Origin of the sequence: Hymenobacter gelipurpurascens (assembly GCF_900187375.1) — a bacterium.
Lineage (GTDB): Bacteria > Bacteroidota > Bacteroidia > Cytophagales > Hymenobacteraceae > Hymenobacter > Hymenobacter gelipurpurascens.
In genome coordinates, this window is record NZ_FYEW01000001.1 from 2387911 (window position 1) to 2406269 (window position 18359).

12 protein-coding genes and 1 tRNA gene are annotated in these 18359 nt (G+C 50.6%); 5 read left to right on the forward strand and 8 right to left on the reverse strand.

Features of this window, described 5'->3' with window-relative positions:
- Positions 1-10: 10 nt before the first annotated feature.
- The 7 genes from CFT68_RS10135 to asnB all read right to left on the reverse strand — a co-directional run bounded on the left by CFT68_RS10135 (position 11) and on the right by asnB (position 7965).
- On the reverse strand, positions 11-1117 hold the full coding sequence (locus CFT68_RS10135; RefSeq protein ID WP_088843307.1) for a DegT/DnrJ/EryC1/StrS family aminotransferase: 1107 nt from the start codon (positions 1115-1117) through the stop codon (positions 11-13).
- Positions 1118-1149: 32 nt separating this feature from the next.
- The gene (locus CFT68_RS10140; RefSeq protein WP_170934759.1) at positions 1150-2088 is read right to left on the reverse strand and encodes a glycosyltransferase family 2 protein; all 939 of its coding nucleotides are present in this window, start codon (positions 2086-2088) and stop codon (positions 1150-1152) included.
- Positions 2089-2149: 61 nt separating this feature from the next.
- Positions 2150-3076, reverse strand: coding sequence for a GNAT family protein (locus tag CFT68_RS10145; RefSeq protein ID WP_141106512.1), 927 nt, complete (start codon positions 3074-3076; stop codon positions 2150-2152).
- A complete protein-coding gene (locus tag CFT68_RS22415) occupies positions 3073-3468 on the reverse strand; it encodes a sugar 3,4-ketoisomerase (protein WP_088843310.1) in 396 nt (131 codons plus the stop codon). The genes CFT68_RS10145 and CFT68_RS22415 overlap by 4 nt, the downstream gene beginning before the upstream one ends.
- A gap of 95 nt (positions 3469-3563) precedes the next feature.
- Positions 3564-4550, reverse strand: a complete 987-nt coding sequence (locus tag CFT68_RS10155) for a UDP-glucuronic acid decarboxylase family protein (protein ID WP_088843311.1) — start codon at positions 4548-4550, stop codon at positions 3564-3566.
- A 121-nt stretch (positions 4551-4671) separates the two neighbouring features.
- The gene (locus tag CFT68_RS10160; RefSeq protein ID WP_088843312.1) at positions 4672-6015 is read right to left on the reverse strand and encodes a UDP-glucose dehydrogenase family protein; all 1344 of its coding nucleotides are present in this window, start codon (positions 6013-6015) and stop codon (positions 4672-4674) included.
- A gap of 42 nt (positions 6016-6057) precedes the next feature.
- Positions 6058-7965 carry an asparagine synthase (glutamine-hydrolyzing) gene (asnB, locus tag CFT68_RS10165; protein ID WP_088843313.1) on the reverse strand — a complete coding sequence of 636 codons (1908 nt, stop codon included), beginning with the start codon at positions 7963-7965 and terminating at the stop codon, positions 6058-6060.
- A gap of 139 nt (positions 7966-8104) precedes the next feature.
- On the opposite strand from asnB, the gene CFT68_RS10170 reads away from it, so the two are divergent.
- Positions 8105-8584: an acyl-CoA-binding protein gene (locus CFT68_RS10170; protein WP_170934760.1), complete on the forward strand. Its 480-nt coding sequence runs from the start codon at positions 8105-8107 to the stop codon at positions 8582-8584.
- Between the two features lie 100 nt (positions 8585-8684).
- Here the strand turns inward: CFT68_RS10170 and CFT68_RS10175 are convergent, their stop codons facing one another.
- Positions 8685-10094: an FAD-binding oxidoreductase gene (locus tag CFT68_RS10175; RefSeq protein ID WP_088843314.1), complete on the reverse strand. Its 1410-nt coding sequence runs from the start codon at positions 10092-10094 to the stop codon at positions 8685-8687.
- Positions 10095-10295: 201 nt separating this feature from the next.
- On the opposite strand from CFT68_RS10175, the gene CFT68_RS22265 reads away from it, so the two are divergent.
- The 4 genes from CFT68_RS22265 (at position 10296) to CFT68_RS10195 (ending at position 18195) form a co-directional block, all read left to right on the forward strand.
- A complete protein-coding gene (locus CFT68_RS22265) occupies positions 10296-10817 on the forward strand; it encodes a C40 family peptidase (RefSeq protein ID WP_262490717.1) in 522 nt (173 codons plus the stop codon).
- Between the two features lie 147 nt (positions 10818-10964).
- Positions 10965-14183, forward strand: coding sequence for a TonB-dependent receptor (locus CFT68_RS10185; RefSeq protein ID WP_088843316.1), 3219 nt, complete (start codon positions 10965-10967; stop codon positions 14181-14183).
- 263 nt (positions 14184-14446) lie between these two features.
- Positions 14447-17953 (forward strand): TonB-dependent receptor, encoded by a 3507-nt coding sequence (locus CFT68_RS10190; protein ID WP_088843317.1) that lies wholly within the window; start codon positions 14447-14449, stop codon positions 17951-17953.
- 168 nt (positions 17954-18121) lie between these two features.
- A tRNA-Ala gene (locus CFT68_RS10195) sits at positions 18122-18195 on the forward strand.
- The last annotated feature ends 164 nt before the right edge of the window (positions 18196-18359 follow it).

An 18359-nucleotide genomic window follows, 5' to 3' on the forward strand; every position in this document is an offset into this window, starting at 1 on the left:
CAGTTCGTGGTTATGAATTAAAAAACTCCTTAATTGTTTCACATACAATATTTATATCTTCTTCCGACAGACCAGGCCACATAGGTAGACTTAGACACGTGTCAGCTAACTCTTCCGCAATTGGAAAATCGCTCCGCCGGAAGTTCATATAACTGTAAGCCTTCTGCAAGTGCGGTGGTAATGGATAATGGATTAAGGTACCTATACCATTATGTGTCAGATGCTTTTGCAATTCACCACGACGCTTTGTACATACCACATATATGTGGTATACATGCGTTGCTTCAGCAGCAATGCTTGGCAGTTTGAGATCAGCTATGCCAGTTAATTGTTTCTGATATAACTTAGCCACCTGCTGCCGATCATGCGTCCACTTGGTAAGCATTGGCAGCTTTACACTTAAAACAGCCGCTTGTAATTCATCAAGCCGAGAATTATAGCCAATATGCTCATTGTAATATTTATGAGTTGAGCCATAGTTACGCAACGTACGAATACTCTCAGCCAAACCATCATTATTGGTAGTTACAGCACCAGCGTCGCCTAGAGCACCTAAGTTTTTTCCAGGATAAAAGCTGGTAGCATTTATATGCCCAAAGCTCCCAGTAAGTTGCCCTTGGTATGTTGCTCCGTGAGCTTGTGCATTGTCCTCTACTACTGATAAACCGAATCGTTGCGCTATTTCCATTATAGGTCCCATCTCACACGCCTGTCCGTATAAATGCACGGGTATGATGGCTTTAGTTCGGGAAGTGATTGCCTCTTCTATAAGTTTTGAAGATATATTATACGTATCAACATCTGGCTCAACGGGAACTATCGTGGCACCTACATGCGATACTGCAAGCCAAGTGGCGATATAAGTATTACTAGGCACAATAACCTCGTCGCCAGGCCCTATGTTCAATACCCGTAAAGACAACTGCAAAGCATCTAAGCCGTTGGCGACTCCTACACAGTGGTGAACTTGGCTGAATGCTGCGTAGGCCCCTTCGAACTGCTTTACTTCTTGACCAAGCACGTACGACTGACTCTCATACACGCGTGCCATGGCCGCGAGTACTTCTTCCTGGATAAGGTTATGTTGTCCTGAAAAGGAGAGAAAAGGTATATGCATAGAGGATGCTACTAAGTTTTTTGCTTATCTTATTAGGCTAGTGGTTCACTCACTTCCTTCACTACGTACAAAGGCCTATTGCGAGCTGCGTCTAGGCCTCTCCACACGTATTCACCGATAACGCCAAGGGCCAGCATTTGAAAGGCCGAAACGAAGAGCACTACCACCATGAGTGAGGACCAACCAGCCGGCTCTGATCCGCCAAGCAGGCGTAGACCTATTATGTAAGTTCCATAGAGCAGCGCCAGCGTACCTAGCAATATGCCAGTTAAGGAAATCAGTCGGATAGGAAGGAAGGAAAAGGAAACGAAGGAATCGACGAAAAGCTTAACACGCTTTGAGAGAGTCCAGCGAGACTGGCCTAGCTGGCGTGGGCGCCGCACATACGGAATATTCACGTAGGGATAGCCGAGCCATAGCATGAGATAGAAGACATTACTGTTGCGCTCTCGCATGTTCAGAACTTCCCTAGCCACTTGCCGGTCGAATAACACGAAGTCAAAACCTCCCGATGGCACATTACGCAAAGCGAAGCGCTTCATCAGCCAATGAAAAGTGGTAGCCATTAAACGCTGCGTCCCGGTCTCAGGCCGGTCCTGACGGTTTCCGATGACCAGCCGTATACCTTGGCGCCAATAGGCATACATCTCGGCTAACAAGGCTGGCGGATCTTGCAAGTCAGCGGTAAGCACAGCTAAGCAGTCGCCGGTGGCATACTCGATTCCGGCCACTACGGCGTTGTAGGCACCCACATTACTCGCCAGCTCTATTACGCAAACACGATTGGGATATTGCTGGCGCAAAGCATAAAGTGCTTTTACAGTATTGTCACCAGAACCATCATCCACAAATACGTACTCAAAGCTCACCTCGGAGGGAAATAGCGCTTCATTTGCTATAAGCTCCGCCCCAGTTACTGGAATATTTACCTCGTTGTAATAGCAAGGAATAATGATGGATAGCTTCGGCATAACCAATGCAAGATACATGGTAATGTATCTTCCTCAAGCAGGACTAGCGATGTATGCCGGGCTAGCACGTGCGCCAAGTGAGCACATGGGTGACAGCTCCTAATTGAAACCCAAGGATATCTGCGTTGCGCATGACTGCTCGATTGGTAGCCTGCGTAGTCAATAAAATCGCGTCTACCCCTTGCGCCTTAGCTCTGTGTAGTCCTTCTGAGAATAGTTTACGCCCCCACCCTCGATTTTGTGCTCCTACGGCTAGCAACACCAACCGGCCTATTTTCCAACCAAACTCCTGGTCCCGCGGTTGCTGATATTGGATAGCTAAAAAACTATCAAGTAGTAACTCATCTTCATGTGGCACTAATACTTCATCACAATATCCGTTTACTGCAGCAGCGGCGTAGGCTCCAAGAAAAGCATCAGCTTGTTTAGGTGAGAAGAAAGGGTCTGCATGGAACCGGTCGAATGGGTTTCCATTTTGCTGTGCTACGCGACGTACAATAGGTTCGTCTTCAGTAGTAGCCTTGCGAACTGCATAACGAGTAGGCATAAGGTGCGCAAGTCGGTCATGCACGTATTGTAACCGAGTTTCCACGAGTACCCACCCCACCTGGCTTAGCGCCTGCAACACTCTGATATCCTCGGGCGGAATTTCAACAATACAATGGCGTATGCCGCTTGCTTGTAGATGCGCATTAAACTGCCGAGCATCGTTGACGAGTTGCGTGCCAGATTTAAACAACACCGCCTTTAAACGAGCCATAGGCTTAGCAAAGAATTCTGTATCCCAGGCTAAGGTTTTGTATAAGAAGTAACAACCACTTGTGCTTGCCCAGCAATGCTCCTCTGGCCTAGTGCCAAAGTTAGCTACTTGATCTAGCTCATTCTGTTTCAGATTTTTCCTATCTGGCAAGCTAACCAGGAAATGATAAGGAGAATAGAACGGAAGTAAATCAGCTCGTTGATCTATTAGCTTCTCTAATGCATTCATGACTTTTTGAACTTTGCGTAGTCACGTATATAGTCGTCGGCGGTGTACTCTGTGGAAGCTAGAGCCATTTGCACCGCATTCTGAGAATATTGCATCGTATGCCAGCAATAAGGTGGCAAATACACTCCTATGTCAGGACGATCAAGCACAAAGGTCTGTAATTCCCCATTGGGCATTTCCGTTAAAACTACGATACGGCCAGACACAGCAACTAAAATCTGGGCTGTCTGATGGTGCGCATGTCGTCCCCGCACAATACTTTCTGGCGTGTGATACGTCCAAAATACTCGCTTTACCTGAAAAGGGAGTCCAGTTGAAACTTCTGCTATTGAAATGTAACCGATATTATGGTTACCTACTCTAGGAAAGTCAAACAAATAAGGCTTCTTCATCTGGACTTAACATATTCTAGAATTAACCTCTTTCTCAAATAACAAAAAAGCCGAGTACCTAAGGCACCCGACTTTTTTGTTATTGCTTTTATAACTTAAAATGTACGAGGAGTATTGTTTACTTGACCAGTAGCTACACCCTGTACGTGCTCTTTAAAGTACTCAAGTGTGCGACGCAGCCCCTCAGCGCGGTCAACCTTAGGCTCCCAGCCCAAAATTTCGCGAGCCTTAGTAATGTCTGGCTTACGCTTCATCGGGTCGTTTTGGGGCAGTTCTTGGTAAGTCGGCTTGAATTCGACGTTCATGAGCTTGGCAATTTCTTCACCGAACTCCTTAATGGTGATTTCATCGGGGTTACCAACGTTCACGGGCAGGGCATAGTCGCTCAGCAATAGGCGATAAATGCCTTCCACGAGGTCATCGACATAACAGAATGATCGGGTCTGCGAACCGTCGCCGAATACGGTCAGGTTCTCTCCGCGTAAGGCTTGGCTTAAGAATGCTGGCAATACACGGCCGTCATTAAGGCGCATGCGCGGGCCATAAGTGTTGAAAATCCGCACGATGCGGGTTTCCAAACCGTGATGGTTATGATAAGCCATTGTAATGGCCTCTTGGAAACGCTTGGCCTCATCGTAGCAGCCACGGGGGCCTACGGGATTTACATTTCCGAAATACTCTTCTACCTGTGGGTGAATTTCGGGGTCGCCATATACTTCTGAGGTGCTGGCAATCAGCATACGAGCTCCTTTCACACGAGCCAAGCCTAGTAGGTTGTGTGTGCCCAATGAACCGACTTTTAGCGTCTGAATAGGAATTTTCAGATAATCGATTGGCGAAGCGGGTGAAGCGAAGTGCAGAATGTAGTCCAGCTTGCCGGGTACGAACACAAACTTCGACACGTCGGCATGGTGAAACTCGAAGTCCTCTTTGCCAAACAGATGCTCAATGTTGGCTAGGTCTCCAGTAATGAGGTTATCCATAGCAATGACATGGTAGCCCTCGGCCAAGAACCGGTCACAGAGGTGGGAGCCTAGAAAGCCGGCGCCACCGGTGATTAAAACGCGTTTTTTATCTGACATAAATTGAATGCTTGAGGGAAAAGCCGCTCTCGAGCAGGCTAGCTGGAAACAGATGAAAAGTCAAACGACGAATCCGTACCCGCTTACTCTATAAAGCAAGTCGGGTTGCGGACACGCCCGTTTAAGCCTGTGCTGGTTCGTGGTGAGCAGTCCGGATACCGATGCAATGATAAGCAAAGCCTGCTTCCTTCATTTCGGTGGGGTCATAGATGTTACGACCATCGAAAATAACTTTCTCTTTTAACAGACGTCCTACTACCTCAAAAGAGGGAGAGCGGAATTCGGGCCATTCTGTTACCACCAACAGCGCATCAGCATCAACCAAGGCGTCGAACTGATCTTTTGAATAGGTGATACTGTCGCCGAGGGTGTGCTTGGCCTCTGGCATTGCGACCGGGTCATAAGCCGAAACTGTGCAGCCCTCAGCCAAAAGTTTCTCAATAATAACCAAGGAAGGAGCTTCACGCATATCGTCGGTCTTAGGCTTGAAAGAGAGGCCCCAAATAGCCATCTTCTTACCTTTCAAGTCATCGCCAAAATGCTTCTTCACTTTACTGAAAAGCACTTCTTTCTGTGCTTCGTTAACGCCCTCCACGGCTTGCAGCACCTGCATTTGGTAACCGTTCTCAGCAGCAGTCTTGATGAGCGCTTTTACATCTTTAGGAAAGCAGGAGCCACCGTATCCTATGCCTGGGTAGATGAACTTGGTGCCGATTCGGGCATCGGAGCCAATACCCTTACGGACCATATTTACATCGGCACCCATAATCTCGCAGAGATTAGCAATGTCGTTCATGAACGAGATTTTCGTAGCCAGCATGGAGTTGGCTGCGTACTTCGTCATTTCAGCCGAAGGAATATCCATAAAGATAATCGGGTGGCCATTGAGCAGAAACGGCTTATACAAGCGGCTCATTACCTCTTCTGCACGCTCTGAAGAAATACCCACAACAATGCGGTCAGGCTTGAGGAAGTCATCGATAGCCGCACCTTCCTTTAGGAACTCCGGGTTTGAGGCTACATCAAACTCAACGTTTTCGCCACGTTTAGCCAAGGCATCTTCAATCTCTTTTCGCACTTTGGCTGCCGTACCTACTGGAACAGTGCTCTTAGTTACGATAACGCCGTAGCTGTTCATGTTCTCGCCAATGCTACGCGCAACAGCCAAAACATACTTTAGATCGGCGGATCCATCTTCACCGGGAGGAGTACCAACAGCGATGAAGGCCACATCACAATCTTCGATGGCTTCTCCAATATTAGTAGAGAACTTCAAGCGTCCTGCGGCTACGTTGCGTGACACCAGTTCCTCTAGGCCAGGCTCGTAAATAGGGAGGATGCCCTTGTGCAGATTATCAATCTTTTTCTGATCGATATCTATGCACGTAACATCTATACCTACTTCTGCGAAACAGGTGCCTGTAACTAGGCCTACATACCCGGTACCTACGACTGCTATTTTCATATGAAAAAGAAAAGTCTGTTTGTTATATTACAAGGTTTTTTATTAGGCCACCATCCACTTTTTCCACCACCACTGGAAGACAATGAGAGCCCATATACGGGCATGCACATCGCCGGGGCTACGGGAGAAAAGCTGCGTCTTCAGAGCGCGGATAGCTGACACATCGAAGACTCCTTGTGCTTCGATGAAAGCATCAGAAAGCAGATCATCCTCAATGAGCGGACGTAGTTCGCCACGAAACCACTTGAGCAAGGGCACTTCAAACCCGTGCTTCGGACGCTTGTAGAGTTCTTCCGGCAGCATGGGGCGGAAAGCATCCTGCACAATCTTCTTCTTCATCTTCGCATCGATTTTGCTTTCGACGGGGATGGAAAAGGCGAAATTCACCACGTTCGGATCGAGGAAGGGCGGGCGAACTTCCAAGGAGTTGGCCATGCTCATCAGGTCAACCTTGGTGAGCATGTCGTAGGGCAGTACAATTTTGGTGTCGGCCAGCAGTACTTCGTTCAGGTCGCCATCAGCGTGCAGATCTTCGAGGAGATCTTTGCGGCGCTTATCGGCGAGCTTCTTGCCCACTTTACGGCGGGAAGCAGCACTGAGCAGATTGCGCGAGTCCTTCTCTGAGGCAAACGAGGCCCAGTCCCAATAACGGTCTTTGGGGCCGCTCAGCATACCGCGCGAGAAGCGCTGAAACTGGCGGATTTTATTACCAAAGAACGAGTTGCGCGACTTAGGCAGCACGTCCCACAGCAGGTTCAGACCGGTTACTGCCTCAGCTTTGAAGCCTCCCTGCCGCACCTGGAATTCACCCATATGCTTGTTATAGCCGCCGAACAACTCATCGGCGCCGTCGCCGGAGAGGGCAACGGTTGCCTTCTCGCGGGTACGTTTGCTGAGGATATACACCGCCAGTGCCGAGGAATCGGCGAAAGGCTCATCGATGTAGTTCAGCACATCAAAGATATGGTCGTACAGATCCTGGTTAGTAAGCGAGAAAACGGTGTGATTGGTTTTATACCGCTCTGCTACCAGTTTGGCGTACTTCGTCTCATCGAAGAAAGGCTCGTCGCGGTAGCCAATGCTGAAGGTATTCAGGTGGGGCGTATGGCGTGAGGCAAGCGCTACGATTACGGAGGAATCGATGCCGCCGCTCAGGAAGGCACCCAGTGGCACATCCGCTACCAGACGGCGGGCAGTAGCATCATCGAGCAGGTCAACGAGCTTCTTCTGCTGCTGCTCATAGGTTAGCTTATTCTTTTCGATCTTTTTAGGATCGTAAGGAATCTTATACCAGCGCTTGCGGACTACTTTTTTACCCTTTATGTACAGGTAATGGCCAGGCAGTAATTTCTTTACGCCTTTAAAGATGGTTGCAGGACCCGGTATATAGTTGAGCTGCAGGTAATGGCTCAGGGCAACATAATCCAGCTTGCGCGGAATGCCCAGAGCCAGTAACGACTTCATTTCGGAGGCAAACAGCAGCTTGTCCTCGTCGCGGTAGATCAGGAGAGGCTTCTCCCCCATTCGGTCGCGGGCGATGAATATGGAGTCTTCTTCCTTATCGTAGATGGCAAAGCCAAAGAAACCGTTGAGCTTTTTGATGAAATTCCGGCCTTCCGAAATATAAAGGCGCAGAATGACCTCTGTATCGGTCTGGGAATGGAAGGTGTGGCCTTTGCTGATCAGCTTCTGGCGCAGCTCCTTGAAGTTAAATATTTCACCATTGAACACAATGGTATAGCGTCCTGACTCATCAGTCATCGGCTGATTGCCGTCGGCGGTAAGATCAAGAATGGCGAGACGGCGAAAGCCTAGGCCACACCGATCATAGACGAAATGCCCCTGCGAATCGGGGCCACGGCTGATGATGGCGTCGGTTGAGGCGTGCAAAGAGGCCAGCGAGTTGCGACCTGCATCAGTAAAGGCGAATACTCCAGTAATTCCACACATAGGGCGGGCAAAAGTACGAACTATCAGGACTAACGTTCTGAAAAACTACGGCCGCCGCTCGCAACCAAAGCCGTGCCACGTTAGTAAAGCTATCAGAAACCTCCTCACTATCACCACTGCCATGAACTTACAAGATAAAATGAGTCTGCAACAAGAATTTGAGGCGGCTGTATCCCGTGTAGATAATCTACCCGGCGACCAGGCCGCTGCTCATATGACCGATTTATATGGCCTCTACAAACAAGCCACCGATGGTGACCACGATGCCAAGCGGGAGGATGTAGGTGATGACATGCCCGACAACCCCGACGGACCCAAAGGCCTTTCGCAAGCGCAGTGGGATGCCTGGAGCAAGTATAAAGGTGTAGATCAGGACGAGGCCCGTCGCCAGTACATTGCCAAAGTAAACGAGGTATCTGGCCCGGTGGGCGAGCAAGCATCCGTTATTACCGGTAATGGCCAGCCAGCCACCGGCTCCCAAGTTTCTGCTCAAGAAAATACGACTACGTCGCAGCAGCCTAACAGTGACCCAGGGATTTCGCAGGGTGGCCTACGTGGAGATATTACCGCCGGCGCCCCTTATGGTGGAGAAGATAAATTAAAGGGAGAACAACAGTAGGCCTAGCTCGTAGGCCAGTCAAGTAAAAAAGGCCGCTTCTAACAGAGCGGCCTTTTTTACTTGATTTTTACTTGACTGGCCTAGAACGCCAAATGAAGAATTAAAAAATCTTGCCAGGGTTCATAATGCCGTGCGGATCGAAAACCTGCTTGATACCTCGCATAAGGTTCAACTGCACTTCTCCAATGGCAATTCCGATGTATGGTTTCTGTACTAGGCCTATCCCATGCTCGCCGGAAATGGTACCGCCAAGACGCACGCATAGCTGAAAAATTTCTTTGATAGGCTCTTGTAGGCCAGTATGCCACATCTCATCATCCAAGTCGCCACGGATGATATTTACGTGCAGGTTGCCGTCACCGGCGTGGCCGTAGCAAACGGAGTTGAAACCATAGCGCTGCCCGATTTCTTTTACGCCTTGTAGCAGCGTAGCCAGTTCCGCGCGGGGCACAACGGTATCCTCTTCCTTGTACACGGAATTATAGCGCACCGCATTGCCAATATTGCGCCGGATGCGCCAGAGGTCATCTTTTTGGGCCGCTGTATCGGCTAGCAAAATCTCATCGACATCGTACTTTTCCAGTACGGCGTACACTGCCTCTGCCTCTTTGTAAAGTTGGTCCAGATCCTGGCCATCAAGTTCTATCAGGAGGTGCGCCCGAATATCGGTGGGTAGGCTAAGCGGAATATTGAGGTAGCGCGATGACCACTCAATGGCTTCCCGCTCCATGAACTCCAGGCCAGAAGGAACGATGCCTGCCCGAAAAATAGCCGATACGGCTGTGGCTGCCTCACTTTCATTGCGGAAAGGCGCCAGCAAGAGAATGTTTTGCTGCGGATACGGCAGCAATTTGAAGACAATACGCGTGATGATGCCCAAGGTCCCCTCAGACCCAATCATCAATTGAGTAAGGTTATAACCCGTAGCATTTTTGAGTGTATTGGCCCCGGTCCAGATGATGTCTCCGGTAGGCAGCACTACCTGCATATTGAGGACATAATCCTTTGTCACGCCGTATTTCACGGCCTTGGGCCCACCACTGCTTTCGCTCAGGTTGCCCCCTAGAAAGCAGCTGCCTTTGCTAGCCGGGTCAGGCGGGTAAAACAGGCCTACTTCTTTTACGGCATTCTGAAACACTTCTGTTACTACGCCGGGCTCTACAATGGCCTGCAGGTTGCGCTCATCTATTTCAATGATCCGGTTGAGGCGCTCGGTACTTATCACTACCCCGTTATGAATGGGCAACGCCCCTCCTGATAGGCCAGTACCGGCACCCCGGGGCGTTACAGGAATGCGGTGCTCATGGCACAGGCGCACAATCTGACTTACTTCTTCTGCGTTAGCCGGACGCACCACTACATCCGGCGCGAAGTGGAGGTCTTCGGTATGGTCGCGTCCATAGTCGGCGTACACCTCCGCCTCTACCCGAAGCGCTGTGAGCACATGAGCCTCTCCTACAATAGCCTCAAACTGGCCTAGCAGCGCCGGGGTTAAAACTTGATATTCCATATATAGAGGAGCAAAATGACCTGTTCACCTATCTTTGCAGCGATGCGGGAACACGTTACGAAGGTACGGCATTCGACGCAGTGGCGGCAATGGCTGCCACTGCTACTAATAGTGCTGCTTGGCTGGCTGGCTGCATGTAGCGGCGCCAAGAAAGTAAACTACCGAAATGGCCGGTACTACTCAGCTCGGGATATGGCCCGAATGAAGGCCACGGAACGCCGGCGTGGCGTAGCGCCTTCCAGAAAAGCGAAGTCGAAGCTATCCACTGTAGCAGGCACACGAAAAGTGGTGGTGAAAGGAGCCACGGCTCGCCGGCCTGTACCAGCTAACGTGAAACGTGAGGTGGCTTCTATTATTGAAACGGCAAGATCATACGAAGGAACGCCCTATAAGTTTGGGGGCACCACCCGGTTAGGCATGGATTGCTCCGGCCTTCTATATATGTCCTTTGCAGCCATCAACGTGACGATACCGCGCTCTAGCAATGAGCAGGCACTATGGGGCGAACCAATAAAACCACAGGACTTACGCCCCGGCGATTTGGTATTTTTCGGTGGCTCACCTGGCAGCAGCACCATTACGCACGTAGGCTTGGTCACAGAGGCAACACCCGAGAGCGTACAGTTCATACACTCTTCCAGCTCTTTAGGTGTAATAGAAAACGCTTTAGAATCCGATTATTATCTCAGTCGATTCATTAAGGCTGTACGACCAAGATTGTGAAATTCCCTCTTACCTTTGGCATTGAAAACAAAGGCATGCTACTCCCAGGAATGGATTCATAACATTGGGGTAACATGAGGCAGATATCAGACTAGTACTTTTGCACCGCTTTTAAAAAAGCTTACTTTTTTCACCAATCCCCCCTTTATGAGACGCAATCTTTACGCCTCTGTGGCCCTAGTTCCTATGGCGGTCTTGTCGGCCCACCTTGGTTGGGCGCAAGGTGCCACTACTTCGGCCATGAACGGTGTCATCACCGACAAGTCGGGAGCGGGCCTGCCAGGTGCTACGGTTATTGCCGTACACACCCCCACCAACACCCAGTATGTGGCTCCTACCAACTCGGAAGGCCGTTTCAACATCCAGGGTATGCGTGTCGGTGGCCCATATACGGTGCGTGTGACCTTCATTGGCTACGCGGATGCCGTTCGGGAAAACATTACCCTTTCGCTCGGCCAGAACCAGCGTCTAGACATCAACCTGAGTGAGGCTACGCAGCAACTGAATGAAGTTGTAGTTAGCGGTGCTCGTGACGAGGTAATCAACTCGGGCCGCACTGGTGCTGCTACGTCGGTTTCGCGTGAGCAGATCCAGCGCCTACCTACGCTAAACCGTAGCCTCCAAGATTTTATTCGTGTTTCGCCGCAGGCTAGCGGTGGTGGTAGCAGCTCATTAGGCGGTGCTAACAACCGCTACAACAACATCACCATCGACGGTGCGGTAAATAACGACGTATTCGGTCTGGCTGGTAGTGGAACCCCTGGTGGTCAGTCTGGCACTGCGCCAATCTCTCTGGACGCAATTCAGGAACTCCAGATTGTACTCGCCCCCTACGACGTTACACTGGGTAACTTCACAGGTGGTGGCATAAACGCTGTTACACGCTCAGGCACCAATGACCTTTCTGCTTCGATTTACGGCTTTGGCCGGAATCAGAGCATTGTAGGTCGTAGCGTAACCGATAACAGCAAAGCTGCTGAATTCTATAACTACCAGAGTGGTGCCCGTGTGGGCGGCGCTATTGTAAAAGATAAAGTTTTCTTTTTCCTGAACGCTGAAATCAGCCGCCGGAGCGAGCCTCTTTCTTTCGTACCTGGTTCTACTGGGACCTTGCTTGACCCTACTGTAATCAGCACAATTGCTAGCACAGCACTGTCGCGTTATGGTTACGATGTAGGTACTTCCGGCGAAATCAACCGTCTAACGGAGAGCAACAAGATTTTTGGCCGACTAGACTTCAACTTGTCGGAGAATCACCAGTTGACGGTACGCCACAACTTCGTTAAGGCGTTCGATGATAACATCTCACGTACTGCGACAGCTCTACGTTTTGGCAGCAACTCCTATAAGTTCAACAACGTTACGAATAGCTCAGTTGCTGAATTAAACAGCCGCTTTGGCACTACTTCCAATAAGCTGTTATTAAGCTACTCACGCATCCGCGATACTCGTGGCACACCTAACGCTCTTTTCCCCACTTTTGAAATTAACCAAGCTGGTAACCGTTACACTTTTGGTACGGAACGTAGCTCGGGTTTCAATGAGTTGGATCAGGACATTTTTGAGTTCACGGACAACGTAACAAAGGCTGTTGGTAAGCACACCCTGACTTTGGGCACGCACAACGAGTTCTTCAAGTTCCGTAACCTGTTCATCAACAACGGGGTTGGCTACTACCAGTTTCCAACTCTGGATGCCTTCCTAAATAGCCAACCAAACCGCCTGCAGGCTGCTTATGCCAAGGCTGATAATGGTGAAGCTTCATTTAGCGCTATGCAGATGGGCATCTATGCTCAGGATGAATTTTCTCCGGTTGAAAATCTGCGTCTGACTTTAGGTGTTCGGGTAGATGCACCCTTCTTTTTCGATAAGCCTCCAGTCAACGAAGGTGTTTCTAAGCAATATGGCAGCAATATCAGCACCAAGAACACCCCAAATGGCCAATTACTGTGGGCTCCTCGGCTAGGCTTTAACTGGGATGTAAACAACGACACTAAAATTCAGGTGCGTGGTGGTACAGGTATCTTCACGGGCCGCGTACCATTCGTATGGATTTCGAATAGCTTTACCAATAGCGGTTTGATTCAAGGTGCTGTTGATGCGGCTCCAATGACCTCAGGTACGGGTGCAGGTGCTACTACAACGTATCCTCCTATCGTCACGGATCCAGCCCAAATCCCTTCTGTATTTACCTCTCCTCCTTACCGCCCAGTAGCTACATCTGAGATTAACGTTTTAGATAAAGACTTCAAGCTGCCGCAGGTATGGCGCACGAACTTGGCTGTTGACTTCCGTCTGCCCGGTGACGTTGTAGCAACCTTGGAGGGTATCTACACCAAGACCCTGAACGACATCTACTACCAGAACATCAATCTGGTAGCGCCCGTCGGCCGCTTGGCTGGTCCTGATCAGCGTCCCGTATATGCCAATACGACCAATGCAGCTGAACGCCGTATCAACCAGGACTACACAAACGTTCTGCAACTTCAGAATACCAACAAAGGCTACCGCTATAACGCTACTGCTCAGTTGCAGAAGCAGTTCAAGAGTGGCCTGAATACCTCGGTGGCCTACACCTATGGTGTGTCGAAGGAAGTGAACAGCGGAGCTAGCAGCACGGCTCTATCTAACTGGCAGTTTAACCAAGTGCAGTTCGATCCGAACAACCCAGAGTTGGGCTACTCGGTAAATGATCGTCGTCACCGTATTTTGGCTACGGGTGGTTATACCTTCCGTTACGCCGGCGATAAATTGGCTACCAACATTTCTGTTATTTATGAAGGTTTGGCGGGTTCCCCTATCGCTTATGTGTATGGCGCTGGCGGTCGTGACCTTAACAACGATGGTGCCTTCACCAACGACCTGATCTACATCCCACGCGATGTTCGTAATCCAGACGAGATTCGTTTAGTAGTGACTCCTGGCACTGGAGCTAACGCTGATAAGCGCACACTCACTGAAATTCAGGATCAGTTGGATGCATTCATAGAGAATGACCCGTATCTGCGCAAGCACCGTGGCCAGTATGCTGAACGTTTCGCTGCTCGAACTCCTTGGACGCAGCAAGTGGATATCCGCGTAGCCCAGGACTTCAACTTCATGGCTGGTGGCAAGAAGAATACACTTCAAGTGTCCTTCGATATCCAGAACGTAGGCAACCTGATCAATGATGAGTGGGGCCGTCAGTATTCTGTTTCAAATAATGCTATCGAACTGTTGCGTCCTGAAACAATCGGCGGTAACAACGTTCGTCCAACGTTCTCTTTCCCTGCTACTTTCGCGGCTAATAAGAATGTAGGCTATAACATTGCTCCTTTCAACTCGCGTTGGCAGGGTCAATTGGGCGTACGTTACTCGTTCAACTAAGTCTTCCTGACTTACTCATTACCCAGAGCGGGCGGAGATATTCTCCGCCCGCTCTTTTTTGTTCTAGGCCAGTCAAGCAACACGAACAAGCACTTATAAAATAAGAAATAACCTGCTCACGCATCTGCTTTATAATATTGATAATTAAATAGATACGAACTATATTTTATGTTACCAGTGCGGAGTTTTAATAACATTTTAATAATATTAACCTCGACACTTCACCCAGTACTTTTGCACCTGGTTTTCATCAATCCCCTTTTATGAAACGCAACCTTTACGCCTCTGTAGCCTTAGTGCCTTTGGCAGTCTTGTCAGCCCATTTGGGCTGGGCGCAAGGCACTACTACCTCCGCCATGAACGGCGTCATTACCGACAAGTCGGGCAGTGGCCTACCAGGCGCGACGGTTATTGCTGTGCATACCCCCACGAATACGCAATATGTAGCGCCTACCAACTCGGAAGGGCGTTTCAACTTGCAGAACATGCGCGTGGGCGGGCCTTACACTATCCGGGTAACGTTTGTGGGTTACAAGGAGGCGGTGCGTGAAAACCTTTTCCTGACGCTAGGCCAGAACCTGCGTCTGGATCTTAACCTGAGCGAGTCGGAGCAGACACTGAGTGAAGTAGTAGTAAGCGGCCGGCAGGATCCGATTATTAATGCTGGCCGGACGGGGGCGGCTACTACGGTGCAGCGCGAACAGATTGAGCGTTTGCCCACCCTGAACCGTTCGTTGAACGACTTCACGCGCCTGACTCCCCAGGCTAATGGCCAAAGCTTTGGCGGCCGAAACAGTGGCTTCAACAACATCACGGTTGATGGTGCCATCTTCAACAACGCGTTTGGTCTGCAATCGACGGTAGGTGGCCAGGCAGGTGCTCAGCCTATTTCGCTGGATGCCATTGACCAGATTCAGGTGAGCATTGCGCCTTACGACGTTCGGCAGGGCTCGTTTACGGGTGCTGGAATCAACGTGGTAACTCGCTCGGGCACCAACAAATTCTCGGGCTCTTTATATGGCTTCTACCGCGACCAGGATCTGGTAGGCAGCAAGGTGGGCGACTTCAAGCAGGATTACCCCAATTTCCGGCTGCACAATGAAGGCTTCCGGTTTGGCGGCCCTATCATTAAAGACAAGCTGTTCTTCTTCGTGAATGCGGAGCGTGAGCGTCGGAACGACCCGCCAACGGGCAACTTCACTGCCAACCGTTCTAACACGCCACCCGCCACCGGCTCGCAGACTTCGCAGGCTTCGGCGTCTGACCTGGACTTCCTGAGCAACTTCCTGCAGCAGCAATATGGCTACAATGCCGGTGCCTACGAGAGCTATAAGCTGCGCTCGAACAGCGACAAAGCAACAGTAAAGCTGGACTGGAACATCAGCCAGAATCACCGCTTCAATATCAAGTATAACTACCTGAAGTCGTACGCCGATATTCCACCAAGCACGTCGGGCGCTATCAACAACCAACGCTCCCAGTCGCAGTTCGGTCTGCCGTTTTCCTCATCGTATTATACGATTAACAACAACCTGAACTCGTTTATTGCCGAGTTGAACAGCACGTTGGGTGGCGGTAAGTTCTCGAATAACCTCACGGCGGGCGTTTCGGCCTTCCGCGATTACCGCGAAAGCAGTGGCGGCATTTTCCCGCTTGTGGATATTGGTACAAGCTTAGGACGTAGCACCTCGACAGCTTCCCTTAATGGCATCACGGCTTCTAACTCGCTTACCTCGTTTGGCTACGAGCCCTTCTCGGCATTTAACGTGCTGAACTCGGACGTGTACCAGATTGGCGACAACTTCACGGCTTACCTGGGCAAGCACAACGTGACGGTGGGTACTTACAATGAGTACTACAAGTTCCGTAACGGCTTCGCGCCAAACTACTACGGCAACTACTCGTTCAACTCGCTGGAAGACTTCTATGCTTCCGCTGGCTTCAATTACGACCGGACCACTACCCCCGGCAGCCCCACCCTTACGCCGCTGGCCCCTGGCGCCACGCGCCCTGGTCCGGCCCGCTATAACCTGCAGTACTCCGCAGTACCCGGTGGTGCATTTCCCTTCGCCGATATTACAGCTGCACAGCTAGGCCTGTATGTGCAGGATGAATGGTCACCACGCAATAACCTGCGCGTTACGTATGGTGTGCGGGCTGATATGCCTTTCCTGACCTCAGATCTGACACAGAACACCAATGCGGCCAACCTGACTTTCCGAGACGGGGTAAAAATCAATACCGGCTCCGTACCGAAGAAGAACGTGCTATTCTCGCCGCGCGTAGGTTTCAACTGGGATGTGAAAGACGATAAGACCACGCAGGTACGTGGTGGTACGGGTATCTTCACGGGGCGCGTGCCCTTCGTGTGGCTCTCTAACCAAGCCAGCAACAACGGGGTACAGTTCGGCTCCTACAGCCTCAGCGGTTCCAATACCGTTAACCCAGTGACGGGCACTCCTTCATCTTTCGATCCGAATGTAGATGCCTACCGGCCCCAGAACGCCACGGCCAACACAGCCTATAACCTAGCCGTAACGGACCAGGACTTCAAGTTCCCGCAGGTATGGCGCAGCAACATTGCCATCGACCAAGTATTGCCCGGCGGCGTCATCGGTACGCTGGAAGCCTTCTACACGAAGGATTTGAACGCCGTATATCACCAGAATGTGAACCTGCCTGGTAGCGAGGAGGCCCCGCTTGCAACGTCGAAAGGCGCTGATACCCGGCCGATTTTCTACACCTTCGGTGCTCCCCAGACTGGTGCGAATGCTGGCCTAGTAGCCTCAACCCGCAACTACCAGATCTATGGGTCTGTGCCAGCCAACCAAGGCGGCAACACAGCGGCTCGTCCGAACATCAGCGATGCTATCCTGATGAAGAACACCAACAAGGGCTATTCATATGCCCTGACGGCACAATTGCAGAAATCGTTTAACAGCGGCTTAGCTCTGAGTGCAGCCTACACGTATTCTGACTCTCGCTCGGTGAACGATGGTGGCTCTATTGCGCAGTCGATCTGGCGTGACCGCGCCGTATCCGGCGACCCGAACGCACAGGCGCTGAGCTACTCTAACTTCCTGCAGCAGCACCGCGTTATTGGTTCTGTATCGTACCGGAAAGAGTATCTAGGCCACCTTGGCACCACGCTTTCGCTGTTCTTTGAAGCTGCGCCAGCAGGCCGCTTCTCCTACATATACTCGGGCGACATGAACGGCGACAACCAGACGTCGAACGACCTGATGTACATCCCTCGTAATCAAAGCGAAATCAACCTGCGTGATATTACGCTGACAACTGCTCAGGGCGGTGGTGTGTATTCGGCAGCTCAGCAGTGGGCTGATCTGGACGCCTACATTAAGCAAGACAAATACCTGAACGACAACCGTGGTAAGTATGCGGAGCGTAACGGTGCCGTTCGTCCGTGGCAGAACCGCCTGGATGTGCGCTTACTTCAGGATGTGTTCACCAACATTGGCGAAAACCGCAACACGCTCCAGCTGAGCCTGGATATCTTTAACGTGGGTAACCTGATTAGCAGCGACTGGGGTACTTTCCAGACGGCTAACCGCGTGAACCCGCTGACGTTTGCCGGCTACAACACGCAGGGCCAGCCTGTATTTACGTTCCCCTATCTGACCAACCCAGTTGGCACAGCAGCAGGCGTAACCACTGCGGGGGTTCCGCTCACCAAAACCTTCCGCGACGATACGGGCGGCATTAGCTCGCGCTGGCAGGGACAGATTGGCCTACGCTATATCTTTAACTAAGCCAACTGTTTAGCTTTTAAAAAGTGGGTTGACGCTAGCGTCAACCCACTTTTTTTGTGGCCTAGGCCACATCTTTTTTGTGTTTTTTTCGAGCGGACTCTTGCAGATCCGAAAACACGTTGTACTTTTGTCACACCAAACGCAACTGGCGGATGGTGTTTTACAAACGGGGGATTAGCTCAGCTGGCTAGAGCGCTTGCATGGCATGCAAGAGGTCATCGGTTCGACTCCGATATTCTCCACTCCCGTTCTCAAAAGCCCAACCTAGCGGTTGGGCTTTTTTGTTTGATTACGGATTCAGACAGATTTGCCGGATTACACGGATTTTGTCCGATTCTGCCAAAAAGAAAGCCGCCACTTCTTCCCGAAGTGGCGGCTTTCTTTTTGGTGGCTATTGACGAATGAA

Coding starts and splice junctions, on each gene's coding strand:
- CFT68_RS10135 (WP_088843307.1), bottom strand. CDS start 1,117: ATGCATATACCTTTTCTCTCCTTTTCAGGACAACATAACCTTATCCAG.
- CFT68_RS10140 (WP_170934759.1), bottom strand. CDS start 2,088: ATGCCGAAGCTATCCATCATTATTCCTTGCTATTACAACGAGGTAAAT.
- CFT68_RS10145 (WP_141106512.1), bottom strand. CDS start 3,076: ATGAATGCATTAGAGAAGCTAATAGATCAACGAGCTGATTTACTTCCG.
- CFT68_RS22415 (WP_088843310.1), bottom strand. CDS start 3,468: ATGAAGAAGCCTTATTTGTTTGACTTTCCTAGAGTAGGTAACCATAAT.
- CFT68_RS10155 (WP_088843311.1), bottom strand. CDS start 4,550: ATGTCAGATAAAAAACGCGTTTTAATCACCGGTGGCGCCGGCTTTCTA.
- CFT68_RS10160 (WP_088843312.1), bottom strand. CDS start 6,015: ATGAAAATAGCAGTCGTAGGTACCGGGTATGTAGGCCTAGTTACAGGC.
- asnB (WP_088843313.1), bottom strand. CDS start 7,965: ATGTGTGGAATTACTGGAGTATTCGCCTTTACTGATGCAGGTCGCAAC.
- CFT68_RS10170 (WP_170934760.1), top strand. CDS start 8,105: ATGAGTCTGCAACAAGAATTTGAGGCGGCTGTATCCCGTGTAGATAAT.
- CFT68_RS10175 (WP_088843314.1), bottom strand. CDS start 10,094: ATGGAATATCAAGTTTTAACCCCGGCGCTGCTAGGCCAGTTTGAGGCT.
- CFT68_RS22265 (WP_262490717.1), top strand. CDS start 10,296: ATGAAGGCCACGGAACGCCGGCGTGGCGTAGCGCCTTCCAGAAAAGCG.
- CFT68_RS10185 (WP_088843316.1), top strand. CDS start 10,965: ATGAGACGCAATCTTTACGCCTCTGTGGCCCTAGTTCCTATGGCGGTC.
- CFT68_RS10190 (WP_088843317.1), top strand. CDS start 14,447: ATGAAACGCAACCTTTACGCCTCTGTAGCCTTAGTGCCTTTGGCAGTC.